This is a genomic window from Microbacterium sp. PM5 (assembly GCF_003293595.1).
In the GTDB taxonomy this organism is placed as follows: Bacteria; Actinomycetota; Actinomycetes; order Actinomycetales; family Microbacteriaceae; genus Microbacterium.
Map to the genome: position 1 here is coordinate 632824 of NZ_CP022162.1, position 18813 is coordinate 651636.

19 protein-coding genes are annotated in these 18813 nt (G+C 68.8%); 8 read left to right on the forward strand and 11 right to left on the reverse strand.

What is annotated here, in order from left to right; genetic code table 11:
* Positions 1 to 38: 38 nt before the first annotated feature.
* From CEP17_RS03145 to xseA, 4 genes are read right to left on the reverse strand one after another with little or no spacing between them, the layout of a single operon-like run.
* Entirely contained in the window at positions 39 to 689 is a 651-nt protein-coding gene (locus tag CEP17_RS03145; RefSeq protein WP_112931240.1) for a carbonic anhydrase, read from the reverse strand.
* A complete protein-coding gene (locus CEP17_RS03150; protein WP_112931241.1) occupies positions 686 to 1312 on the reverse strand; it encodes a DUF4245 family protein in 627 nt (208 codons plus the stop codon). Before CEP17_RS03150 ends, CEP17_RS03145 begins: the two co-directional genes overlap by 4 nt.
* Entirely contained in the window at positions 1312 to 1542 is a 231-nt protein-coding gene (locus tag CEP17_RS03155) for an exodeoxyribonuclease VII small subunit (protein ID WP_083867978.1), read from the reverse strand. Before CEP17_RS03155 ends, CEP17_RS03150 begins: the two co-directional genes overlap by 1 nt.
* 1 nt (position 1543) lies before the next feature.
* Positions 1544 to 2827, reverse strand: coding sequence for an exodeoxyribonuclease VII large subunit (gene xseA / locus CEP17_RS03160; RefSeq protein WP_112931242.1), 1284 nt, complete (start codon positions 2825 to 2827; stop codon positions 1544 to 1546).
* Between the two features lie 97 nt (positions 2828 to 2924).
* Here xseA and CEP17_RS03165 point away from each other — a divergent pair, with 97 nt between their 5' ends.
* The 3 genes from CEP17_RS03165 to CEP17_RS03175 are packed head-to-tail and all read left to right on the forward strand — an operon-like array spanning position 2925 to position 5082.
* Complete coding sequence (locus tag CEP17_RS03165) at positions 2925 to 3950, forward strand: 4-hydroxy-3-methylbut-2-enyl diphosphate reductase (protein WP_051039537.1); 1026 nt, start codon at positions 2925 to 2927, stop codon at positions 3948 to 3950.
* Positions 3947 to 4516, forward strand: coding sequence for a DUF6264 family protein (locus tag CEP17_RS03170; RefSeq protein WP_112931243.1), 570 nt, complete (start codon positions 3947 to 3949; stop codon positions 4514 to 4516). Before CEP17_RS03165 ends, CEP17_RS03170 begins: the two co-directional genes overlap by 4 nt.
* Positions 4513 to 5082 (forward strand): MOSC domain-containing protein, encoded by a 570-nt coding sequence (locus CEP17_RS03175; RefSeq protein ID WP_112931244.1) that lies wholly within the window; start codon positions 4513 to 4515, stop codon positions 5080 to 5082. The genes CEP17_RS03170 and CEP17_RS03175 overlap by 4 nt, the downstream gene beginning before the upstream one ends.
* 112 nt (positions 5083 to 5194) lie before the next feature.
* Here the strand turns inward: CEP17_RS03175 and fbaA are convergent, their stop codons facing one another.
* Entirely contained in the window at positions 5195 to 6226 is a 1032-nt protein-coding gene (gene fbaA, locus CEP17_RS03180; RefSeq protein WP_039412325.1) for a class II fructose-bisphosphate aldolase, read from the reverse strand.
* Between the two features lie 184 nt (positions 6227 to 6410).
* Between fbaA and glpX the strand changes: the two genes are divergently transcribed.
* Both glpX and CEP17_RS15215 read left to right on the forward strand, forming a co-directional pair.
* The gene (glpX, locus tag CEP17_RS03185; RefSeq protein ID WP_112931245.1) at positions 6411 to 7400 is read left to right on the forward strand and encodes a class II fructose-bisphosphatase; all 990 of its coding nucleotides are present in this window, start codon (positions 6411 to 6413) and stop codon (positions 7398 to 7400) included.
* 156 nt (positions 7401 to 7556) lie between these two features.
* On the forward strand, positions 7557 to 7709 hold the full coding sequence (locus CEP17_RS15215; protein ID WP_231560220.1) for a hypothetical protein: 153 nt from the start codon (positions 7557 to 7559) through the stop codon (positions 7707 to 7709).
* Positions 7710 to 7721: 12 nt separating this feature from the next.
* On the opposite strand, the gene CEP17_RS03195 is transcribed toward CEP17_RS15215, so the two are convergent.
* The 3 genes from CEP17_RS03195 to adhP form a co-directional block, all read right to left on the reverse strand.
* Entirely contained in the window at positions 7722 to 9011 is a 1290-nt protein-coding gene (locus tag CEP17_RS03195) for a DNA recombination protein RmuC (RefSeq protein ID WP_112931246.1), read from the reverse strand.
* 62 nt (positions 9012 to 9073) lie between these two features.
* Positions 9074 to 9679: a 3'-5' exonuclease gene (locus CEP17_RS03200; RefSeq protein ID WP_112932854.1), complete on the reverse strand. Its 606-nt coding sequence runs from the start codon at positions 9677 to 9679 to the stop codon at positions 9074 to 9076.
* 126 nt (positions 9680 to 9805) lie between these two features.
* Positions 9806 to 10873 (reverse strand): alcohol dehydrogenase AdhP, encoded by a 1068-nt coding sequence (adhP, locus tag CEP17_RS03205; RefSeq protein ID WP_112931247.1) that lies wholly within the window; start codon positions 10871 to 10873, stop codon positions 9806 to 9808.
* A 93-nt stretch (positions 10874 to 10966) separates the two neighbouring features.
* Here adhP and CEP17_RS03210 point away from each other — a divergent pair, with 93 nt between their 5' ends.
* On the forward strand, positions 10967 to 11716 hold the full coding sequence (locus CEP17_RS03210; RefSeq protein WP_112931248.1) for a class I SAM-dependent methyltransferase: 750 nt from the start codon (positions 10967 to 10969) through the stop codon (positions 11714 to 11716).
* Between the two features lie 43 nt (positions 11717 to 11759).
* Here the strand turns inward: CEP17_RS03210 and CEP17_RS03215 are convergent, their stop codons facing one another.
* The 3 genes from CEP17_RS03215 to CEP17_RS03225 all read right to left on the reverse strand — a co-directional run bounded on the left by CEP17_RS03215 (position 11760) and on the right by CEP17_RS03225 (position 15429).
* A complete protein-coding gene (locus CEP17_RS03215) occupies positions 11760 to 12806 on the reverse strand; it encodes an ABC transporter ATP-binding protein (protein ID WP_112931249.1) in 1047 nt (348 codons plus the stop codon).
* Positions 12803 to 14302 (reverse strand): iron ABC transporter permease, encoded by a 1500-nt coding sequence (locus CEP17_RS03220; RefSeq protein WP_112931250.1) that lies wholly within the window; start codon positions 14300 to 14302, stop codon positions 12803 to 12805. Before CEP17_RS03220 ends, CEP17_RS03215 begins: the two co-directional genes overlap by 4 nt.
* Before the next feature lie 68 nt (positions 14303 to 14370).
* Positions 14371 to 15429 carry an iron ABC transporter substrate-binding protein gene (locus CEP17_RS03225; RefSeq protein ID WP_112931251.1) on the reverse strand — a complete coding sequence of 353 codons (1059 nt, stop codon included), beginning with the start codon at positions 15427 to 15429 and terminating at the stop codon, positions 14371 to 14373.
* A 117-nt stretch (positions 15430 to 15546) separates the two neighbouring features.
* Between CEP17_RS03225 and ychF the strand changes: the two genes are divergently transcribed.
* Both ychF and CEP17_RS03235 read left to right on the forward strand, forming a co-directional pair.
* Complete coding sequence (gene ychF, locus CEP17_RS03230) at positions 15547 to 16620, forward strand: redox-regulated ATPase YchF (protein ID WP_112931252.1); 1074 nt, start codon at positions 15547 to 15549, stop codon at positions 16618 to 16620.
* A 104-nt stretch (positions 16621 to 16724) separates the two neighbouring features.
* On the forward strand, positions 16725 to 18008 hold the full coding sequence (locus CEP17_RS03235) for an MFS transporter (RefSeq protein WP_112931253.1): 1284 nt from the start codon (positions 16725 to 16727) through the stop codon (positions 18006 to 18008).
* Positions 18009 to 18813: the final 805 nt, after the last annotated feature.

The window sequence follows — 18813 nt, forward strand, 5'->3', positions numbered from 1 at the left end:
TGTGCGTCTTCGGTTGTGGTGTCGGGCGGGTGCCCGGCTCAGGCCGTCTGGAGGCCTACGGCGACGTGCGGCACCGCCGTGCCCTCGCTCAGCCGGTAGTTCGCGCCCACGATGCCCAGTCGGCCCTCGGCGACCGCGTCGGCGATGAGCCGCGAGGAGGCGAGCAGATCGTCGACCGTGTTCTTGAGGTGTTCCCGTCCCACGTCCTCGGCGTCCAGCTCACGAGGATCGACCTCGCCGCCGGCATCGCGGAGCACGGTGCGTGCCGCCGGCACGATGCGCGCGATCAGGCGCCAGATGTGCGGGGGGAGTTCGGGCGAGCCGAGCGCGGTGGAGTCGATCGCGGCGCGCACGGCACCGCACGCGTCGTGTGCGAGCACGATGATGAGCGAGACGTCCAGCGCCGCGACGGCATACTCCAGGCTGGCCACCGCGGAGTCCGAGGCGACCTGGCCGGCGTTACGGACGACGAACAGGTCGCCGAGGCCCTGATCGAAGATGATCTCCGCCGCCAGGCGTGAATCCGCACAGCCGAACAGCGCGGCCCGTGGGGTCTGAGCGGCGGCGAGCTCGTTGCGCCGCTCGACGTCTTGTCGCGGATGGCGCGGCTCACCTGCGACGAAACGGGCGTTGCCCTCGAGCATCTCCTCCCAGACGAGCGAAGGGGTGGGGCGGACGGTTGCGTTCATCTCTTCTCCTCGCGCATGGTCAGAATCTGATCGGTGACGCCGGACGCCGCGACGGCGGCCGTTGCGGCGTCGGTCGCCCCGTAGATCAGCACCGTGTCGGAGCCGGCCGTCGTCGAGATGGCGTACGAGACCGTGTCGGTGCGGGCGGCGGCAGGGATCGTGTACTCGTCCCAGGCGATCCCGTCGATGGTGACGCTGCCGGAGGGCGCGAACCCGCCCAGCACCTTCGTCGCCCATCCGGCGTCGGCGTCGACGCCCTGTGCCACGCGCACGTAGCCGCTCGGCGGTGCATACACGACGCGCCACATCGAGCCCTCCAGTCGCGCCGAGTTGGCGCGCCAGTTCTCGGGGACGACGGGAACCAGCAGGGGGTGTCCGATGGCTTCCGACGCGCTCTGCGCTGCCGCGGCCACGTCCGCTTCCTCAGGGTCGGGCAGTGAACCGCGCGGCACCCCGAAGTAGACGACGGCGACGACGGCCATGATGACCAGGAGAGCTGCCACCAGGTTGCGGAAGGTCTTGCTCTGGCGGTACGCCCGCGAGGCGGCCGCCTTGCGATCGGCGGTCTCCGCGGGCGTCTCGGGTCGGCCGAGCTCCGCGACGATGCGAGGACCCGATGCCATTACGACTCCGCGTCCGCGGGACGGGCGGCATCGAGAAGCCGCTTCGCGCCGAGCAGCCACTCCTCGCAGCGCGCGGCGAGAGCTTCACCGCGGGTCCACAGGGCGAGCGACTGCTCCAGAGTCGGCGCGCCCTGCTCGAGTTCGGCTACAACGCGCACGAGCTCGTCCCGGGCCTGCTCGAATGAGAGATCGGCGACGTCGGTGGCCGTGTCGCTGGTCATGGCGTCCATTCTAGGCCGCCCCGCCGGCGTCTTCTGCGAGCGGACCCGCCGAGCGCGCGGTGAACGAGCCCTCGGCGACGGTGACCGTCACGGAGGTGCCCACGGGAACCTGACGAGCGTCGCGGACGATGACCCCGGCATCCAGATGGGCGATGGCATAGCCGCGTTCGAGTGTCGCGCCGGGGGAGAGGGCGCGCAGCGACGCGCGCAGCTGCGCCGTCGTGCGTTCCGCGGCATCCATCCGTCGGTGCACGATGTCGCGGCCGCGCGAGACGAGGGTCCAGAGCTCGTGGGCGCGGGGCGTGAGCAGAGACTCGGGCGTCCGCAGCACAGGACGCGAGCGCAGCTGCTCGAGCTGGGCGATGTCGTGACCGACCCTTTGCGTGAGGCGCGTGCGCGCGCGCGAGCGCAGCTGGTTCACGAGCGCCCGTTGCTCCGAGACGTCGGGGACGACGCGCTTGGCGGCATCCGTCGGTGTCGACGCCCGTACGTCCGCGACGTCGTCGAGTAGCGGATGGTCGTTCTCGTGGCCGATGGCGGAGACGACCGGCGTGGATGCCGCGGCCACCGCACGCACCAGGCGTTCATCGCTGAAGCCGAGCAGGGTCTGCGGATCGCCGCCGCCGCGGGCGATGATGATGACGTCGACGTTCGGGTCGGCATCGAGCGCCGTGAGCGCGGCGATCGTCTCGGGAACGCAGCGCTCGCCCTGGACCGCGGCATGGATCGTGCGGAAGCGGACCCCCGGCCAGCGCAGTTCGGCGTTGCGGTGCACATCCTTCTCCGCGTCGCTGCGCTCACCGGTGACGAGGCCGACGAGCTGGGGAAGGAACGGAAGGCGCTTCTTGCGGGCAGGGTCGAACAGTCCCTCTGCACGCAACTGGGCGCGCAGCTTCTCGAGCCGCTCGAGCTGATCGCCGAGGCCCGTATGGCGCATCGCGGAGACGGTGAAGGTGAAGTCTCCGGTCTTCACGAAGAAGTCGCTCTTCACGCACGCCACCACGAGGTCGCCGACCTTGAGGTCATCGGGCAGGCGCTGAAGGGTCGAAGACCACAGACGGAACGAGAGCATCGCGTCACCGTTCGCGTCCTTCAGGCGCCCGAAGACGTGTCCGCCGCGGAGGTTCCACGCGGTGATCTCACCTTCGACCCAGACGGACCCCCAGGTCGAGACGAACCCGCGGATGGTCTCGTTCAACCGTGACACCGACGTCGGAGCATCGGCGCGTGAGTCGCGCGGAGCGACCGCATCGGGAGGAGGGACGTGCCCGGGGGCGGACGCGAACGATGCCATCGATGCCTCTCCGCCGCGCGCATGCGGCCCTCACTCAGCCCGCTCTCCCTAGAATCAAGGGGTGAGCAGCACAGCCATCCGTCTTCCGACGCCCCACATTCCAGGCCCGCGCGGACGGCTTCAGGATAACCCGGTCCCCGGACACAAGCGGGTCCTCCTCGCGTCACCGCGAGGGTACTGCGCCGGCGTCGATCGCGCCGTGATCGCCGTCGAGAAGGCGCTGGAGCGCTACGGTGCACCCGTGTACGTGCGCAAGCAGATCGTGCACAACATCCACGTCGTCACCGAGCTCGAGGCGAAGGGAGCCGTGTTCGTCGAGGAGGTCGATGAAGTGCCCGAAGGTGCCCACGTCGTCTTCAGCGCGCACGGTGTGTCGCCGGCCGTCGTGAACGCGGCCTCCGAGCGGGGCCTCCAGGCGATCGATGCCACTTGTCCTCTCGTGACCAAGGTGCACCGCGAGGCGGTGCGCTTCGCCCGCGACGACTTCGAGATCCTCCTCATCGGCCACGACGGCCACGAAGAGGTCGAGGGGACGGCCGGAGAGGCCCCGGACCACGTCACCGTCGTCAACTCGCCCGAGGAAGCCGATCGGGTCGTCGTGAAAGATCCGGCGAAGGTCGTCTGGCTGTCGCAGACGACGCTCTCGGTCGATGAGACCATGGAGACGGTTCGCCGTCTGCGCGAACGTTTTCCCGAGCTTCAGGATCCGCCGTCTGACGACATCTGCTACGCGACGCAGAACCGCCAGGTTGCCATCAAGAAGGTCGCCAAGGACGCCGACCTCGTCATCGTCGTCGGCTCGGCGAACTCCTCCAACTCCGTGCGCCTGGTCGAGGTGGCGCTGGAATACGGCGCGAAAGCGGCCTACCGCGTCGACTACGCCCACGAGATCCAGCAGGAATGGCTCGACGGCGTCGAGACCGTCGGGGTCACCAGCGGAGCCTCCGTGCCCGAGGTGCTCGTGCAGGAAGTCCTCGCCGACCTCGCCGGCGCCGGCTACGCCGACGTCGAGCAGGTGCGCACGGCCGAGGAGGATCTGATGTTCTCGCTTCCCAAGGAGCTCCGCCAGGATGCGAGCGGGCGCCGGGACGACCGTGCACTGGGTGGGCGGTCGCGCGGATGAGCGACCCGACCGGATCGTCCACACACGCGCAGACGCCGCGTCCGCGTCCGCAGTACGGCGAGTATGCGAGCCCCGAGGAGCAGCGGGCGCGGATCCAGCAGCCCGAGCCGGCCTCCGTCTCGCCCCACCCCGCGCTGCCGCACACGGCACCCAGCCGAGTCCACCCGCCCACCGCTCCGGCGACGACCGCCGCCGCGCGCCCGACGCGCACCGCGGACCGCATCATCACCTTCGCCCTGCTCGTGTACGGTCTCGTGACCGTCGTCAGTGCGGTGCCGCAGCTGTGGGACTTCTCCGGCTTCGCGCAGACGTGGATGCAGGTCGGGGGTATCGACGCGACGTTCACGAACACCGCGCAGGGCGAGCTGTGGGGTCGCATCGGAGCCTTCGTCTTCATCGGCGGGTGGATGCTCACCGCGTTGCTGTCGTGGGTGTCGCTGCGTGCGCGTCGCCTGTCGTGGTGGATTCCCCTCGTCGGGGCGATCGTGACCTTCATCCTCGCCACGGTGTGCTTGACGGTGCCGCTGCTCGGCGACCCTGCGATCGTCACCCACTTCGCCCGATGAGCGACACGGGGCGCCTTCTCGCCGTCTGCGTCGTACGGGCGCTGCGCCCTGACGCCGGATCACTCGGTGTGACAGCGATCGATAAGGCCGCGGTCGACGGGGCGGTGCGCCTCGGACGCTACGGCGCGTATGCCGATGTGCAGGCGAATCGGAAGCACCATGGTGGCCTGGACAAGGCTCTGTATGCGTACGCGCAGGAGGACGCCGAGTTCTGGGAGACGCAGCTGCGGGCGCCTCTCCCGCCCGGATGGTTCGGCGAGAACCTCCGTGTCGAGGGGCTCGACGTCAATCGTGCCCGTATCGGCGAGCAGTGGCGGATCGGGGAGACGGCCGTCGTCGAGGTGACGATGCCGCGGACACCGTGCCAGACCTTCGCCCGCTGGGTGCGCACCGTCGACCGGTCGGCGGAACGCGGCTGGGTGCGGCGGTTGTCGGCAGAACGGCGGCTCGGTCCGTACCTGCGCGTCGTGCGTACGGGCTCCGTCCGCGCGGGCGATCCCATCCGGGTGATCCACGTGCCCGACGGTGCTCCGGGACTGCTCGACGCGTACGTCGACCCTGCCTGATCGCAGCGACCGCACCCGCCTTCAGCGCGGCGCGGCACCGCACATCGCGGCACCGGATACCGACGAGAAACGCCCCCGGAGACGTGAGCTCCGGGGGCGTTCTCGATGCGGATCAGAGGCTGATCGAATGCCCTGCCGAGCCGAGCTGCTGTGTCGCCTCGACGACGCGAGCGGCCATGGCCGTCTCGGCCACCTTGCCCCAGGCGCGCGGGTCGTAGGCCTTCTTGTTGCCCACCTCGCCGTCGACCTTCAACACGCCGTCGTAGTTGCTGAACATGAAGCCGGCGACCGAACGCGTGAAGGCGTACTGCGTGTCGGTGTCGATGTTCATCTTGACGACACCGTTGGCCACGGCGGTCGCGATCTCCTCCGGCGTCGAGCCGCTGCCACCGTGGAAGACCAGGTCGAGGGGCTTCGCGTCGGTGCCGAAGCGCTCCGCGATGCCCGCCTGGATCTCACCGAGCAGCTCGGGGCGCAGCTTCACGTTGCCGGGCTTGTAGACGCCGTGCACATTGCCGAACGTCAGAGCGGCGATATAGCGGCCGTTCTCGCCGAGGCCGAGCGCCTCGACGAATCGAGACACATCGGCGGTGGTCGTGTAGAGCGCCTCGTTGGAGCCCTCGTGCTTGACGCCGTCCTCTTCGCCGCCGACCACGCCGATCTCGACCTCGAGAATCGCGTTGATGTTCTTCATGCGAGGCAGCAACTCCTTCGCGATGGCGATGTTCTCGTCGAGCGCAACAGCCGACCCGTCCCACATGTGCGACTGGAAGATGGGGTTGCGACCGGCGCGGACCTCCTCCTCGGATGCCGCGATCAGCGGGAGCACGAAGTCCTCGAGGGCGGGCTTGGGGCAGTGGTCGGTGTGCAGAGCCACCGTGATCGGGTAGTTCTTGGCGACCTCGGTCGCGAACTTCGCGAACGCCAGCGCGCCGGTGGCGCGACCCTTCACGGTGTGGCCCGCGAAATAGTCGGCTCCGCCGGTGGTCACCTGGATGATGCCGTCGGATCCGGCTTCGGTCAGACCCTGCAGGATCGCGTTGATCGACTGCGAGCTGGCGGCGTTGATCGCGGGGAACGCGTAGCCACCGGCCTTCGCGCGGTCCAGCATCTCGGCGTATTGCTCAGGGGTGGCGACAGGCATTTCTGCTCCTCAGTTCTGCGGGGATTCCTGGCACAGCCTATCGAAGCACCAGCGACGTCGGTGAGGCCCCCGCCGGGCAAAAGCGCCGGGTCGAGCTTGCCGCAGTGATAAGAAGTGCGGTTCCTTCCTCAGGCATTGGCTGAAAACACCGCATCCGCGCGGTGCGGCCGCCTAGGCTGACGTCATGGTGAGCCTGACCGCGGACATGAGCCCTTTGCACCCCGACCGGAACCTGGCGATGGAGTTGGTGCGCGCGACGGAGGCGGCGGCCATTCGCTCCGTACCGTTCATCGGACGGGGCCAGAAGGAGAAGGCCGACGGTGCGGCCGTCGACGCCATGCGGGCGTTTCTCACCACGGTGAACTTCGACGGAGTCATCGTCATCGGCGAGGGCGAGAAGGACAACGCTCCCATGCTCTTCAACGGTGAACACGTGGGAACGGGTCGCGGGCCCCAGTGCGACGTCGCCGTCGATCCGATCGACGGAACCTCGCTGACCGCCGAAGGACGCAACAACGCGCTTTCGGTTCTCGCGGTCTCCGATCGCGGCTCCATGCTCGACGCGTCGAGTGTGTTCTACATGGACAAGATCGTCACCGGTCCGGCCGGCGTCGGTGTCGTGGACATCCGCCTGCCCGTCGGCGAGAACATCCGTCTTCTGGCGAAGGCACTGGGCAAGCCCGTCGACGAGCTCGTGGTCTCGGTGCTGAACCGTCCCCGCCACGCCCGACTGATCGAGGAGATCCGCGACGCCGGCGCCGGAACGCGGCTGATGAGCGACGGTGACGTCGCCGGTGGGATCAACGCGGCACGGCACAACGCCCGTACCGACATGTGCATCGGCATCGGAGGCAGCCCCGAAGGCGTCGCGACCACGTGCGCGATCAAGGCGCTCGGAGGCCACATCCAAGGACGTCTCTGGCCGCGCGACGACGACGAGAAGCAGCGCGGGATCGATGCAGGTCTGAAAGTCGACGGCTACGTGTACGAGGCCGACGAACTGGTCACCGGCCGCAACACCATCTTCGTGGCCACGGGCGTCACGAACGGTGAACTGGTTGCCGGTGTTCGGCGTGACGGCGACTTCGTCTATACGGAGAGCGTCGTGCTGCGGGGGGCGTCGGGCACGTTGCGGCGTATTTCGTCGGAGCACCTCACGTCGAAGTGGCTCTGAGCGCGGACTGTAGCATCGGCGCGGCGCGCGCGGTATGGGGGACGTGAGAGCCTCCCCTCTGGCAGAATGGACAGCGGTGTCACCGGCGACACAGACGTTTCCACGCAGTCCGGGGGTCACATGTCCGCAGCATCCAGCAGTCCCAGAACGGGTCAGGTGAGCGTCACCGTCGACCCCGCACGTCGACCCGACGTGCTCTTGCGTCGCCGGATGCCGGAGGGTCACCAGGTCAGTGCCTGGTGGATGATCGGCGCATTCGTCGCGGTCTCCGTTTCCGTCGTCGCACTCCTCAACCTGTTCCCGGCCTGAGCGCTCCTCGACTCACAGCCGGTCCCGGACAGAGCCGAGGTCGGCGGAGATGCCCGGTTCGGGATCATCGGCACCGGCTGCGCTCGGGATCATTTCCGGGGCGAGCATCTTGCGGGGCGCCTTCTCGATGGATGCGGGCGCCGTCGCGGCATCCAGCTTCGTCTCGTCGATCCCGGGGAACTTCCGCGCCGTCACGAGCACACGCGACTCGAGGGATCCGGTGAAGCGGTTGTAGCTGTCGACCGTGCGCTCGATGGCCCGACGGAGATCCTCGGCGTGTCCGGCGAGTCCGCCCAGCCGCTGGTACAGTTCGGTGCCCAGCTCGAACAGGCGGCGGGCCTCCGTGGACACCTCCTGCTGGGTCCAGGTGTAGGCCACCGTCTTCAGAACGGCCCAGAGGTTCACCGGTGACGCGAGTGCCACGCGCTGACGGAAGGCGTGATCGAGCAAGGTGGGATCCTCTTCGAGCGCGGTCGACAGGAGCGCCTCGTTCGGCAGGAAGCACACGACGAACTCGGGGCTCGCGTCCAGTCCCGACCAATACGACTTCTTCGCGAGGGCATCGACATGCGCGCGGACGGCTCGGACATGACGTTGGAGCAGCGCTGCGCGCCGGACGGCCTCCTCGCCGGTCGCCGTGATCGCGATCGCCGACGCCTCGAGGTAGGCATCCAACGGCACCTTCGCGTCGACGGCCAGTGACATGCCGCCGGGGAGGCGAACGATCATGTCGGGTCTGCCGTCGCCGGCGTGGGAGGTCACCGACGCCTGCAGATCGAAATCCACATAGCGGGTGAGGCCCGCCGATTCGACCACGCGCCGCAACTGCGTCTCGCCCCAGACGCCGCGTGTGGCGTTCGAACGCAGCGCGCCCGCCAGGGACTCGGTGGTCGCTCGCAGCGCCTCATCGCTCGCGCGCGCGGCGCGCAGCTGCTCGGCGAGCGAACCGTACTGATTCTGGCGGTCGCGCTCGAGCTCGGTCACCTTCTGCTGCATCAGCTGGAGGGACTCCTGCACCGGCGCGAGCGCGCGAAGGACGAGCTGGTCACGTCGTTCACGCTCCTGCTGAGCGCTGAGATCGGCGCGGGCCTGGGCTCCGAGGTCGCGGGTGATCGTGCGCTCATGTTCCAGCTGCGCGCCCAGCGCGCGAGCCGACGTCTCCGCCGCCGCCAGGCGTGCCGACAGGTCTGCGGTCTCGCGTGCCGTGCGCTCCGCGGCGCGCGAGACCCCGGTGATCCAGCCGCCGGCGGTGCCGACGACCAGGCACAGCGCTCCGACGACGATGAGGGTGAAGGCGTCCATGCCTCCAGGGTGGCGCACGCCACCGACATCCGTGGGCGCCGCGCGGTGCGGTGCGCGGCCGTTCAGCCGACCGCCGGGGCGACGGGCGCGAGCCGGTCGCTGCCGGCGAGCCGCGGGACGCGCACACCGAGCAGCATGGCGAGTTCGACGACGTCGTGCGCACCGGCGCGCGCCGCGGCGTCGATCATGATGTGCGCGCAGGCGAGCGCATCGGACGCGGCGTCGTGGTGGGCGAAGTCGAGGAATCCCGCGGCAGCGGCGACCGACGGCAGTCGATACGACGAGAGGTCGTAGGTCTTGCGGGCGACCTGGAGACTGCACAGGTAGCGATACGACGGGCACGCGGCATCCGTCGCCTCGCACGCGCGCCGCAGGACGCTCATGTCGAATCCGGCGTTGTGGGCCACGACGACGTCGTCGCCCACGAACCGGTCGAGGGCCGAGAGCTGGTCGATCCACGTCGGAGCATCCACGACGTCCTCCGGGCGGATGCCGTGGATGCCGATGTTCAGCTCGAAGAAGCGGTCGTGACCGGCCGGGGGCTTGATGAGCCAGCCCGCCGTCTCCACGACACGACCATCGCGCACGCGAGTGAGACCGACCGCGCACGCCGAGGCGCTCGACGAGTTCGCGGTTTCGAAGTCGATCGCGGTGAAGTCGAGGGCCACCACTCAACTGTGCGCGTCGAGGCCACCCGGCATCGGCAGGCGCGCCGGGGGAGCGCGTTGCGGACCCCGGCGCACGGCGGGGAGCGAACCTGCTGCGTTCGCTCCCCGCCGGCCGTCGTGCCCGGGTCAGTAGCGCATGACGATCCGACCGTCGATCTGGCCCCTCTCCATCCGCTCGAAGATGTCGTTGACGTCCTCGAGGCTCTCCACGTGCACGGTGGGGTGGATCTGACCGCGGGCATAGAAGTCGAGCGCTTCGATCATGTCCTGGCGCGTGCCGACGATCGATCCGCGGATCGTGATCGCGCGCAGGACGATGTCGAAGATGTCGGCGTCGAAGGTCCCGGGCGGCAGGCCGTTGAAGACGATGGTGGCTCCCCGCCGCACGACGCTGAGCGCCTGGTCGAAGGCCCGGGGATGCACCGCGGTGACCAGGACACCGTGCGTTCCGCCCGTGTGCTCTTGGATCGCGATGCCGGGATCCGCGTCCCTGGCGTTGACCGTCACTTCCGCACCGTGGCGACGAGCCAGTTCCAGCTTGGCGTCGTCGACATCGACGGCGGCCACACGCATGCCCATGGCCCGCGCGTACTGCACCGCGATGTGGCCGAGTCCGCCGATGCCGGAGATCGTCACCCACTCGCCCGGTCGCACGCCGGTCATCTTCAGCCCCTTGTACACGGTGACCCCGGCGCAGAGGATCGGAGCGACCTCGACCGGGTCGGCTCCGTCGGGAATCCGCGCGGCGTACTTCTCGTCGACGAGCATGAACTCGCCGAAGCTGCCGTCGACCGAGTAGCCGCCGTTCTGCTGAGCAGGGCACAGCGTCTCCCACCCGGTGCGGCAGTACTCGCACGTTCCGCAGGCGGACCACAGCCAGGCGTTGCCGACCTTCTGGCCGACGGTGAGTGTCGTGACGCCGGCCCCGAGGGCGACGACCTCGCCGTAGCCTTCGTGGCCGGGGATCAGATCGCCCTTCGGTGCGACCGGCCAGTCGCCGCGCGCGGCGTGGAGGTCGGTGTGGCAGACGCCGCTGGTGATCACGCGCACGAGCGCCTGGCCGGGCCCGGGCCGTGGCACGGGGACCTCGGAGACGGTCAGTGGCTCGCCGGGCGCGGTGACCACCGCGGCGCGCATCGTCGTGGCGATCGCGTCGGTCGCCGCGGCAGCAGGGGTGTCGGTCAGAGTCGTCATTGACATCACTTCCTCTCGGCGGAGCCGTTCCGCCCGATGCCTCGACGGTAGGAACGTCGAGGTTGCAAGAGGTTGCGGGCGTAGGGTCGGCTCATGGCGACGCGTGACGAGATGGCTGCGAGCTTCGGCTCGGCGGCCAAGGAGTACGAGGCGGGCCGGCCGACCTACCCGGCGGCGGCCGTGAGGTGGTTGCTGGCTCCGATCGGCCCGCGCCCGCGGGTCGCAGACGTCGGGGCGGGTACCGGCAAGCTCACCGCCGCGCTGGTCGATGCCGGTGCCGACGTGATCGCGGTGGAGCCGGATGCCGCGATGCTGGCCACCCTGCGCGAGACCCTTCCTGCCGTGGAGACGCTGATCGGCTCGGCGGAGCGCATGAACCTTCCGGACGAGAGCGTCGATGCCGTCGCCTTCGGTCAGGCGTGGCACTGGGTCGACGTGGCCGCGGCATCCGTCGAGGTCGGACGCGTCCTGAAGCCGGGCGGCGTCCTCGGTCTGGTCTGGAACATCCGCGACGAGACCACGCCGTGGGTTGCCCGCCTCGGCGCCATCATGAAGGGCAGCCACGCCGAAGAGCTGCTCGCCGGTGCGGGGCCGACCGTCACCGCGCCCTTCGGGACGCTCGAGCGGAGGACCTGGCGGTGGTCGCGACGGCTGACCCGGTCAGAACTCGCGGCGATGGTGCGATCGCGCAGCTATGTCATCACGGCGGCATCGGGCGAGCGGGACCGCATCCTCGCGGAGGTCGACGAGCTCTTCGCCGCATCGTGTCACCCGGTCGAGGACGGCGTCGACGTCGTCGAGCTGCCGTACCGCACAGAGGTGTTCCGCAGCATCCGCGGATGAGCGCGCGAAGGCCGCTCCCAGGGGCGGATGCCGCGCCGAGACGTCAGGCCGCGTAGAGGACGGCGCCGCCGTCGACCGTGACGCGGACCTCATCGCCGAGAGCCGGGATCGGTGTGCCGATGGCACGCAACGGCACGGCGACGGTCGTGCCGTCGGCGCAGGCGAGGGTCGCGGTGGCCGTCGCACCCACGAGCGCGATGGCGGTCACGCGGGCGGGCGCCGCCTCGGCATCCGTCGTCAGCCTGAGCTGTGTCGGGCGCACCATGGCGACGCTCGTCGAGGCGCCGCCGGAGAAGTCGGCATCGATGGCGAGCGTGCCGATGGGACACCGGAATCCGCCGGCCGCGGTCTTCTCGCCCGCCAACAGGACGATGTCACCGAGCAGACGCGCCACGGCTGCCGACACCGGGCGTGCGAAAACGTCGGCGCACGGGCCGGCCTGCTGCAGCCGTCCGCCGTCGAGCACCGCGACGGCCTGCCCGAAGGCGAGAGCCTCTTCGGGATCGTGGGTCACCAGCACGCTGGTCACCTGCGCCCGCGTCAGCGCTTCGACGACCTGTGCGCGCACCTGCGTGCGCAACTCGGTGTCGAGCGCACTGAAAGGCTCGTCGAGCAGCAGGACGCGCGGGTGCGGCGCGAGGGCTCGAGCGAGAGAGACGCGCTGCTGCTGACCTCCGGAGATCTCGTGGGGATAGCGCTCGAGCAGCTCCGGTTCGATACCCGCGAGCGTGGCGGCGGCCGCAACCGCGCCGGTGCGTTCGCCGCGCACGGAGCCTCGAAGCCCGAAGGCGATGTTCCGCCGTGCGGTGAGGTGAGGGAAGAGGGCGCCGTCCTGTGCGACGTAGCCGATCCGTCGCCGATGCGGCGCCAGATGGCGCGTGGCCGTGGCGGCGATCTCCTCACCCAGACGGATCTCGCCGCCTGTGATCCGTTCGAACCCGGCGATCGCACGCAGAAGCGTGGACTTGCCGCTTCCCGACGGACCCACGATCGCGAGCCGTTCGCCGTCGGCGACGGCCAGCTGCACGCCATCGAGCACGAGGTCCGCGCCGAGGCGCACGGCGGCATCCGTCACGGTCAACGAGGTCATCGATCGCTCCGTCGTCGGGCGTCGGCGAGGAGGAGAGCGACGCTCGGAACCGACAGCACGATGAGCATGATCGCATACGGCGCACCGGCGACGAAGTCGGCGTTCGAGGTCTCAGACCAGAACTGGGTGGCGAGGGTGCGGGTCCCGCTCGGGGCCAGCAGGAGGGTCGCCGTCAGCTCGTTCGCGCAGCCGAGCCCGACGAGGGCCAACGCCGCGCCGAATGACGATGCCATGAGCGGAGCCGTCACCTGGACCGTCGCCGCGAAGCGCGTCCGGCCGAGAGTCTGTGCCGCTTCCTCGAGGCGCGGAGGCACCTGCGCCAAACCGCTGCGAAGGCTCACCAGGGCGCGGGGGAGGAAAACGATGACGTAGGCCGCGATGACGGTTGCGGGGGTCTGATACAGCCCCGGCACGACGCGAAGGGTCACCGTGACCAGGGCGAGAGCGACGATGATCGTCGGGAGGCTGCTGGCCAGGTACATCGCGCCCTCGATGCTGCGGGCGAGTCGGCTGGGGTGTCGCACACTCAACCAGGCGCAGGGGAGGGCGACGACGGTCGCGGCGAGCGCTCCGGCTCCCGACAGCACGAGGGTCTGCGCGAGCGCAGGCAGAAGATGAATGCTCTGCCAGCCCTCCGGTCGCAGTGCCCATCGCAGCAGGCTCGCGCCCGGGATGCATACGGCGAGGATGAGGATGCCGCTGAGCGCGGCCATGACGGGGATCACTGCCCGTCCCAGCCGATGGGGGACGGCGGGGCGTGCGGCGCCGCGTCCGACCCTCGCGTACCGCAGTCGACCGCGTGCGCTCGCCTCGCCGACGAGCAGCACGAGACAGAGGGCCGCGAGGACGACGCCCAGCGCATTGGCTGCGGGGCCGGCGAAGCTGGACTGGAACTGACTGACGATCGCCGTGGTGAAGGTGTCGAAGCGCAGCAGCGCGAACGCGCCGTACTCGGCCAGCAGGTGAAGTGCGACCACGAGGGCGCCACCCAGGATCGCCACGCGCAGTTGGGGAAGGACGACTCGCCCGAAGGTGGCGAGCGGGCCCAGTCCGAGCGCACGCGCCGACTCTTCGAGCGACGGATCGAGGCGGCGGAGTGTCGCCAGCGCCGGAAGATAGACGAGCGGGTAGTAGGCGCCGACGGCGATCAGCAGTCCGCCGCCGAGTCCCTGCAGAGAGGGAACCGCGGAGATCCATCCGTATCCGCTGACGAAGGCGGGCATGGCCAGCGGGGAGGCCAGCGCGATCGCCCAGGCTTTTCGGCCGGGCAGTGTCGTGCGTTCCACGGTCCATGCCGCCCCGACCCCCACCACGACGCACAGCGGTACGGCGAGAACGAGCAGGCCCGCGGTGTTGGCGAGCAGTTCGCCCACCCGGGGGCGGAACACCTGAGCGCTCAGTTGCGACCACCCCTCGGAGACGGCCACCCAGACGACGAAGCCGACCGGAATGAGCAGCACCGCTGCCGCGATCAGGGCGAGCACCAGCAGCGGCACCGGCGCGGTGAACGCGCGGTGCCGCTGCGTGGGTCCGCTGACCCTGGAAGGGTCGGCGGTGGCGAGGCTCAGATGAGCCCCGCGGCGGTCATGAGGTCCGTGACCTTCTTGCTGTTCAGCGTCGACGGGTCGATCGCCGGCGGCTGCAGCGAACTCAGCGGGGGCAGGGCGGGGTTGGAGGCGACGTCGCTGCCGATCGCGTACTCGAAGCTTGTCCCGTCGCGAAGAATCTGCTGCCCGTCGGGGCCGGTGATGAAAGCGAGGAACTGCTGGGCGGCAGCCGCGTTCTTGCTGGAGGCCAGCACCCCTCCGCCCGACACGCTGACGAAGGCCCCCGGATCCTGGGCGCCGAAGTAGGCCAGCTTCGTGTTGGCGCTGTTCTCCTTCGTCTTGGCCTGATCGATGAACCAGTAGTAGTGGTAGATCACGCCGAGCGGAATCTCTCCGGCGTTGACGGCCTTCATCACGGTGCTGTTGCCCTTGTACGCGGACGCATTCTCCTTCATGGCGGCGAGCCACGCTGCCGTGGCGTCCTCGCCCTTCTCCTGCAGGATGGCCGAAACGATCGCCTGGAAGTCCGCTCCGGTGGGCGACGCGGCCCATCGTCCCTTCCACTCCGGCTTCTGCAGATCCATGATCGAGGTGGGCAGCTGGTCGGCGGCGATGAGTGCGGGGTTGTAGACCATCACGGTGGACCGTGCGGCGATGCCCGTCCAGTCGCCGCTCGCCGGACGGTACTGCGCGGGGACGGCGGCCAGGGTCGCGGCGTCGATGGGGGCGAGCAGCCCCGCGTTCTCGACCAGGGACATCGCGGGGGAGTTCTCGGTGAGGAAGACGTCCGCCGGTGAGGCGGCTCCCTCCTGAACGATCTGGTTGCCGAGCTCGGAGTCGCTGCCGTTTCGCAGAACCACGTCGATGCCGGTCTTCTTCGTGAAGGCGTCGGCCCACGCCTGCGTCAGTTCCTCGTGCTGCGCGTTGTAGACGGTGATCGAGGTACCGCTCAGGGAGGACGGATCCGCCGATGAGGAGGCGCCGGGGGCGGCGGAACCAGCGCAGGCGGAGAGACCGAGCGCAGCGATGGTGAGAACGGATGCCGCCGCGAGACGGCGAGGGACGGACACAGGCATGACAGCACTCTCTCTTTTGAAGATAGGTAACCCTTACTTTAGTCGCGCGTCAGGGATGGTGAGGAACCACACGGTCGCGGCGGGGACGGCCTGATCGCCCCCGTAGACTTGACGCCCGTGGCTCTTACCATCGGAATCGTGGGTCTTCCCAACGTCGGCAAGTCGACCCTGTTCAACGCGCTGACGAAGAACCAGGTGCTCGCGGCGAACTACCCGTTCGCGACGATCGAACCGAACGTCGGGGTCGTGAACCTCCCCGATCCGCGGTTGGGCACGCTCGCCAAGGTCTTCGGCAGTGAGCGCATCCTTCCCGCCGCGGTCTCGTTCGTCGACATCGCCGGCATCGTGCGCGGAGCGAGCGAGGGCGAGGGCCTCGGCAACAAGTTCCTGGCGAACATTCGCGAGGCCGATGCGATCGCTCAGGTCGTGCGCGGATTCGCCGATTCCGACGTCGTGCACGTCGACGGCAAGGTCGACCCGGCATCCGACATGGAGACGATCAACGCGGAGCTTCAGCTCGCCGACCTCGAGACGCTCGAGAAGGCGATCACGCGGTATGAGAAGGAAGTGCGGGGAAAGAAGCTCGACCCGGCCGTCCTCGATGCCGCCGTCGCCGCACGTGACGCGCTGCAGCGGGGAGTGCTGCTCTCGGCATCCGGGATCGACCTGGCTCCCATCAAGGAGCTGGGCCTTCTCACCGCGAAGCCCTTCATCTTCGTCTTCAACGTCGACGAGGCGGTGTTGACCGATGCCGCCCGCAAGGCCGAGCTGGCCGCGCTCGTCGCGCCGGCCACAGCGGTGTTCCTCGACGCGAAGATCGAGTCGGAGCTGATCGACCTCGATCCCGAGGAGGCGGCGGAGCTGCTCGCCTCGACCGGTCAGGACGAGTCCGGTCTCGATCAGCTCGCGCGCATCGGCTTCGACACGCTGGGTCTTCAGACGTACTTGACGGCGGGCCCGAAGGAAGCGCGGGCCTGGACCATCGGCAAGGGATGGAAGGCTCCGCAGGCCGCTGGCGTGATCCACACCGATTTCGAGAAGGGCTTCATCAAGGCCGAGGTGATCTCGTTCGACGACCTCGTCGCGCTCGGGTCGGTCGCCGAGGCGCGTGCGAAGGGCAAGGCGCGCCTGGAGGGCAAGGACTACGTCATGCAGGACGGCGACGTGGTGGAGTTCCGCTTCAACGTCTGACCCGGGACGTATCAACCGCGACGACACCGCCGCTGCCGGTCTGCCCCGAGGGATGCGAAGAAGCGTGCGTCACCCGGTTGACCTCAAAGCTCTACAGTGAGCGCATGAACTCCGCCGCACCGGCGCCCGATGTCGGTCAGCCGCGCGCGGGAGTGACCTGGGCGCTCCTCGGCGGGTCCTTCCCGAACCTCGTGCAGTGGTACAACCTGTACGCCTTCGCGGTGTTCGCGCCGTTCTTCCGGACGGAGTTCTTCGACCCCTCCGACGGCGGTTCGCTGATCTACGTCTACGCGATCTTCGCGCTCACGTTCGTCATGCGTCCGATCGGATCGTGGATCTTCGGGCGTATCGCCGGGCGCCGCGGCCTGCGATTCGCGCTCGTGTCGAGCGTGCTCCTCATGTCTGCCGGCTCCGCTGTCCTGGCGATCAGTCCGACGCAATCCCACGTCGGCGCCTGGTCCGCCGGCATTCTGCTGCTCGTCGGCGCGGTCCAGGGGATCGCGACCGGCGGTGAGTATGGAGCCTCGGCGGTGTACCTGGCCGACGTCGCGGCCCGCGGCCGTCGTGGCTTCTCATCGTCGTTCCAGACGGCGACGATCGTTGCGGGCCAGGTCCTTGCGCAGGCGACACTGCTCATCCTGCTCTCGGTCGTGGATCGCGCGCAGATTTCGGCGTGGGGGTGGCGGGTCGCGTTCGGGCTGGGTGCGCTCGCGGGAGTCATGACGTTGGTTCTCGCCCGACGGATGCCGAGCGAGCGAACGCGTCCTGCGGCGGCGGGGCTCGCGGATCTCTTTCGTGACGGCTGGCGACCGTTGTTGTGGGTCGTGCTGATGACGTCGGGTGGCACGGCGGCGTTCTACACGTTCACGGTGACGGTGCCGTCCGTGTCGCGTGAAGCGGCGTTCGCTGCCGGAGGGTCGGATGCCGAGCGCGCGAGCACGACGGCCATCCTCATCGCGATGATCGTCCTGATGCTGCTCCAGCCCGTGGGCGGCGCCATGAGCGACCGCATCGGGCGAAAGCCTCTGCTGGTGTTCTTCGGGGCCGCCGGCGTCGTCGTGATCGGACCCGCTGTCATGATCGCCCCCGGGCTCACGGCGCCGTCGACGCTGTTCGCAGTGCTGCTCGTCGTCTTCGTCGTGCTCACCGGATATCTCGCGACCAACACGATCGCCAAGGCCGAGGCGTTCCCACCGGCGTTGCGGGCTCTGGGCGTCGGGTTCGGTTATGCGGTGTCCAACTCGCTGTTCGGCGGAACGGCGCCGCTTCTGTACCACGCGACGGCCACGGTGCCGTGGCTCTTCTCGGCGTATGTGACCGTGCTGGTGGCGGTCACCCTGGCTGCGGCGCTCGTCATGCGAACCCGTGCTCCGAGCACGGAGGTCTAGGACTCGGAGCTACGCGGGTTCCGTCGTGCGGATGGCGCCGCAGGTCACACACGACCATGCGACGAGGAATCGCTCGTCGTCCAGAATCTCGAAGCCGAGGCGGTCGCCGCACAGAGGGCACCGTGGGCCTGCATCGGGGAGCATGCGCATGGAGTCAGTATCTCGCCGGAAGGAGGGAGGTGGTCAGGCGGCCTGGCAGCGCGACACGCCCGGGATGTGGGTGTGATTTGCCGGATGGTGGTGTGCCGCGTAAGTTATTACTTGTTCGCCCCACAGGGAAGAGCGAAGGGCCGGAAGGTCTCGCCCCCTCAAGCGGAGAACCGAATCCCATCCCAAACCTCTCGGTAGAGAGAACAGGACTTCTGGTCTAGGATGGGAATCCCCTCGCGAAGGACGTCGTCGGTCGCCACTGTGGATCTGAGATCCCGAAGCGCCGACTTGACAAGCTGCGCGAGAGGGATAAGATTGTAAAGTTGCCCTGCGGGCGAGGCTGGAAGGCTGAGCTGCGGGAGCGTCCGATCCTTGAGAACTCAACAGCGTGCACTTGTCAAATGCCAAATTACCTCGTCCCTGCCTTTGTGGTGGGGTGAGATTCCTTTGGATCAAAGTCCGGTATTTCGGTGCCGGCATTATGGATTGTCAGTGATGGCATCCTTTTTGGTCAGTTTCGAACTCGCTGCATTGTCGTTTTCCCGATGGTGTATGCATTTTTTCTTTTTGGAGAGTTTGATCCTGGCTCAGGATGAACGCTGGCGGCGTGCTTAACACATGCAAGTCGAACGGTGAAGCTCAGCTTGCTGGGTGG

Bases quoted from the DNA above. Each gene is read 5' to 3' on its own strand.
- CEP17_RS03145 (WP_112931240.1), bottom strand. From the start codon at position 689: ATGAACGCAACCGTCCGCCCCACCCCTTCGCTCGTCTGGGAGGAGATG.
- CEP17_RS03150 (WP_112931241.1), bottom strand. From the start codon at position 1,312: ATGGCATCGGGTCCTCGCATCGTCGCGGAGCTCGGCCGACCCGAGACG.
- CEP17_RS03155 (WP_083867978.1), bottom strand. From the start codon at position 1,542: ATGGACGCCATGACCAGCGACACGGCCACCGACGTCGCCGATCTCTCA.
- xseA (WP_112931242.1), bottom strand. From the start codon at position 2,827: ATGGCATCGTTCGCGTCCGCCCCCGGGCACGTCCCTCCTCCCGATGCG.
- CEP17_RS03170 (WP_112931243.1), top strand. From the start codon at position 3,947: ATGAGCGACCCGACCGGATCGTCCACACACGCGCAGACGCCGCGTCCG.
- CEP17_RS03175 (WP_112931244.1), top strand. From the start codon at position 4,513: ATGAGCGACACGGGGCGCCTTCTCGCCGTCTGCGTCGTACGGGCGCTG.
- fbaA (WP_039412325.1), bottom strand. From the start codon at position 6,226: ATGCCTGTCGCCACCCCTGAGCAATACGCCGAGATGCTGGACCGCGCG.
- glpX (WP_112931245.1), top strand. From the start codon at position 6,411: ATGGTGAGCCTGACCGCGGACATGAGCCCTTTGCACCCCGACCGGAAC.
- CEP17_RS03195 (WP_112931246.1), bottom strand. From the start codon at position 9,011: ATGGACGCCTTCACCCTCATCGTCGTCGGAGCGCTGTGCCTGGTCGTC.
- adhP (WP_112931247.1), bottom strand. From the start codon at position 10,873: ATGACGACTCTGACCGACACCCCTGCTGCCGCGGCGACCGACGCGATC.
- CEP17_RS03210 (WP_112931248.1), top strand. From the start codon at position 10,967: ATGGCGACGCGTGACGAGATGGCTGCGAGCTTCGGCTCGGCGGCCAAG.
- CEP17_RS03215 (WP_112931249.1), bottom strand. From the start codon at position 12,806: ATGACCTCGTTGACCGTGACGGATGCCGCCGTGCGCCTCGGCGCGGAC.
- CEP17_RS03225 (WP_112931251.1), bottom strand. From the start codon at position 15,429: ATGCCTGTGTCCGTCCCTCGCCGTCTCGCGGCGGCATCCGTTCTCACC.
- CEP17_RS03235 (WP_112931253.1), top strand. From the start codon at position 16,725: ATGAACTCCGCCGCACCGGCGCCCGATGTCGGTCAGCCGCGCGCGGGA.